This is a genomic window from Paenibacillus sp. 01L418, from assembly GCF_056400045.1.
In genome coordinates this window covers 1-4111 of sequence record NZ_JBFTSN010000512.1, presented here as the reverse complement: position 1 = coordinate 4111, position 4111 = coordinate 1, and the positions used below count along the sequence as shown (strand labels likewise).

At 44.3% G+C, this 4111-nt stretch carries 4 protein-coding genes; all 4 read left to right on the top strand.

Annotation, left to right across the window (positions count from 1 at the left end):
* The first annotated feature begins 534 nt into the window (after positions 1-534).
* Entirely contained in the window at positions 535-1740 is a 1206-nt protein-coding gene (locus tag AC1DSE_RS31670; RefSeq protein WP_441876968.1) for an outer membrane lipoprotein-sorting protein, read from the top strand.
* 148 nt (positions 1741-1888) lie between these two features.
* Positions 1889-3073 carry an alanine racemase gene (gene alr, locus AC1DSE_RS31665; RefSeq protein ID WP_441877571.1) on the top strand — a complete coding sequence of 395 codons (1185 nt, stop codon included), beginning with the start codon at positions 1889-1891 and terminating at the stop codon, positions 3071-3073.
* Positions 3074-3300: 227 nt separating this feature from the next.
* A complete protein-coding gene (locus tag AC1DSE_RS31660; protein WP_028609437.1) occupies positions 3301-3582 on the top strand; it encodes a CopG family ribbon-helix-helix protein in 282 nt (93 codons plus the stop codon).
* A gap of 3 nt (positions 3583-3585) precedes the next feature.
* Positions 3586-3936 carry a type II toxin-antitoxin system PemK/MazF family toxin gene (locus AC1DSE_RS31655; RefSeq protein WP_028609438.1) on the top strand — a complete coding sequence of 117 codons (351 nt, stop codon included), beginning with the start codon at positions 3586-3588 and terminating at the stop codon, positions 3934-3936.
* The last annotated feature ends 175 nt before the right edge of the window (positions 3937-4111 follow it).

Below are 4111 nucleotides of genomic sequence, written 5' to 3'. Positions count from 1 at the left end.
GATTAGGTGTATTTATGCACTTAGATGTTACGATGCTGCTGCTAACAGGTGTGTGCTCACTAAACTAGCCAGTTTTACATTCATGAAATTAGTTGTGAATGGCAGCCGGTTACGTGAGAGAGCGTACATTTGTGAAGTGTGYAAGGAGTGCGATTGGACCGTATGTAAATTGTATAGGCAGAGTGTTGGTAATGTGCTTAGAGTGTGAGTGAACCGATCGTGGATTGTAAATAAGCGCAGATGTGCACCTGTTTACAACAAATATGATGGAAGTGAAGTATATAGGTGCACAAGTGCATCTATTTGAGCAGTTTTGAAAAGCAGTTGGCGTACTAAGTGTATTAATGCGCTTAGATGCCGCGATGCTGCTGCTAATCGGAGTTAGCTAACTAAACTATCGCGTCAAATTGAGCTGAGATAGCCATATATTTTGATCCAAGCCCCTGCTTGTCAAACTAGTCCGCATAATTGGTCAAGTCCCCTCATAGACATGTTATCAGCCAGTAAAAAACAATGTGCAGAGGGGATGATTACATGCGTCGCATGACATGGACCGCGGCAATATTATTAATTTTTTCATTAGCATTAGCGGCTTGCGGAACGAAGGACGCCGAGTCCGTGGTTAAGGAGCTCGACAAGGTAGTAAACAGTATGGAGAGCTATCAAGGAAGCGGGACGATGACGCTGCGAACGGGACAGCAGCCACTCGAATACAAGGTGGAGGTTTCCTATCAAAAGCCGCAATTTTATCGGATCAAGCTGACAAATGAAGAGAAGGACATTACACAAATCGTGCTTCGCAATGACGACGGCGTATTCGTTCTCACACCGAAGCTGAATAAAGTATTCCGCTTCCAAAGCGATTGGCCGCAAAACCAAGGGCAAGTATATTTATATCAAACGCTCATTCAAAGCATCCTAGTTGATAACTCGCGGCAATTTGTAATCGATCAAGATGCTTACGTGTTTGATGTCATGGCTAACTACAACAATGGTTCATTGTCTCGTCAAAAAATTTGGCTTAATAAAGCAGACTACAAGCCGGTTCAGGTTGAGGTCAGCGATACGAATGCAACGGTAATGGTCGAAGTGAAATTTGACAAATTTGATTTTGGTCCAAAATTTGATAAAGCTGTATTTGAGACAGAAGCAAACATGAATGCTGCTCCTACTAATCAAGAGACGGAAGAGCCAACGATGACTACGCCGGAGCAACCCAGCAACAAGGGAACAAATACGAATACTGAAGTAGAAGCAGGAACCCCAGGCAATAAAGTGGACAAAGACGGGAATAAGCCAGGAACTGACAGTGCAGTAGACGGTAATAATCAAACGAATAATAGCGGCAATGCTGCGGAAAATGAAGGCGATGGAGCTGCAACGGGTACTACTCCTGAAGCCACTAATTTCACAGCAATGGAACCTTCGTACATTCCAGATGGTGTGGGCGAGCCGGAATTAGTTGATATTAAATTTGGCGGTAATCCTGGTCTGATGCTTCGTTACACTGGCGATTATAGCTACACGTTGATTCAGACGGAGCCAAAAGATCAAGCAGCCTCCTTAGTAGATGGGGTGATGGTCGATCTAGGCTTTACGTGGGGTCAGCTCAGCGGTGATGAACAACAGACGCTCACCTGGACTTACGAGGGTCATCAGTTCCGGCTGACCAGTGCAAATCTGCCTGAGTCCGAAATGCTTAAGGTCGCACAGTCGGTACAGGGAGAAATCGGGAAATAAAGCGGGGAAAAGAGCGAATTTCCAAGACGTACTAGCCAATTCCGAGGTTCGTTTCATTGACAGTCTTAGCAGCAAGGTTTAACATTATTGCTATTGATGTTTGCTGCTCGGACTGTTGTGGCTGAAAGATGAGGAGAAGGTGAAAGACTTGGATTCGTTTTATCGCCCGACTAGGGTTGAATTATCACTTGATGCATTACGACATAATTTACAAGCTTTTCGCAATGCCATGCCACAGGACTGCAAGCTAATGGCCTCCGTTAAGGCTAACGCTTACGGACATGGCGCGGTAGAAATAGCAAGGGAAGCAGAACGCTTTGGCGTGGACTATTTAGGAGTCGCTTTTCTTGATGAAGCATTGCAATTGCGCAAGGCAGGCATCCTAACCCCGATTCTTGTACTTGGATTCGTGGCTGCGGATGCCTTGTCTGTCGCTAGAAGCAATGATATTACAATAAGCCTGTTCAGGGATGACATTATGGAAGCAGCTGCAAAGCTGCCGCCTGACATAAGTGGACGAAAGCTTAAAGTTCACATCAAGATCGATTCCGGAATGGGACGGCTCGGCATAATCGGGAAAGACGCTGCGATTTCTTTTATTGAAAAGGCGTTGCAGATACCACAAGTTGAAGTTGAAGGATTGTTTACGCATTATGCGCGTGCGGATGAAGCGGATAAGAGCTATACGATCATGCAGTACGAGCGATTTCGAGAAGTGGCAGATTATGTCCGGCAGAATGGATTGCCTATACCGATTATTCATGCGGCAAACAGCGCTGCAGGCATTGACACTCCGCAATTTGCGGACGGTATGCTGCGATTAGGAATTAGTATGTTTGGTCTTTATCCTTCTGAAGAAGTTAATCAGCAGCGAGTGGAGCTGAAGCCGGTCTTGACGCTGAAAACAGAAGTGGTTATGGTCAAAAAAGTACCTGCCGGCTGGGGAATCAGCTATGGCACTCGTTATTTTTCAAAAAGCGAAGAAATCATCGGAACACTTCCGATTGGATATGCAGACGGCTTTAGTCGCATGCTAACGGGTAAAGCCCACGGACTTGTACGAGGTGTAAAAGTACCAATCCGAGGTACGATATGTATGGATCAATGTATGATAGCGCTTGATGCAGCTTCTGATGCGGGAGCGTTGCCAATTGAGTCAGGTGAAGAGGTTGTGCTCATTGGACGCCAGGGCAATGAGGCTATTACAGTGGAGGAAGTAGCTGAGCAGCTAGGAACGTTAAATTATGAATTAATCTGCATGCTTGCTACACGAGTACCTCGCGTATATGTCAGAGGTAACCAAATAATAGCTGTGCAAAACCCCCTAACTTAGACATCATTCGAATTGGTAATTGTTTCATCTTACAATTTTTCGTAAATGAAGAGGATTTTCGCCAAATATCTCGAATGTAGTAAGGCAGATCATCTATAATGGCTATACATGAAAACATACAGCATATTTGATATACGGCTATCATAGATATGTTGAAGTATAGCGACGRCAATATATTGTCATAATGTGTATTAAGGTTATGGAAAAGTTTTGGGGGTGCGAGTTCGGTGGCCAATGTACAAAATACCAAAAGAATCATGATTAGCCTGCCAGATCACTTGCTGGAGGAGGTTGACGGGATTGTAGCCAAGGAAAACTCCAACCGCAGCGAATTTATTCGGCAAGCCATGAAGCTGTATTTGGTGGAGCGCAAAAAACGTCAAATTCGAGAATCCATGCAGCGCGGGTATATGGAAATGGCGAAAATAAACCTGAACATGGCCTCGGAAGCTTTTCAAGCGGAGGAAGAAGCAGATCATACGTTAGGCCGTCTCGTTAGCGGGGTGTAGAGGTTGATTGTAAAACGTGGAGATGTCTTTTTTGCGGATTTATCGCCTGTCGTCGGATCGGAACAGGGTGGTGTTCGCCCCGTCTTGGTCATTCAAAATGATATTGGAAACCGTTTTAGTCCAACGGTAATTGTGGCTGCAATCACAGCTCAAATTCAAAAGGCAAAGCTGCCTACCCATGTTGAAATGGATGCCGCCGCCCATGGGTTTGATCGTGATTCTGTCGTATTGCTTGAACAAATTCGGACGATCGACAAGCAAAGATTAACGGATAAGATTACGCATTTGGATGACGAAACGATGCGTAAAGTTGATGATGCTTTGTTAATCAGCGTTGGATTAATTGATTTTTAATGAGTGAGAGGGCTATTTGGCATAGGAAGGGGATTTCCCTTCTGCTGAATGGCTTTTTTTGTCGACTTTTACTGAATGTTGTTGAACTTGGAAAAATAATGATAGACAAATGAAAGTTCAATTTGCTATTATGAACTCAATTACTTATTGTAAACCTATATATGAGCTTTATTAT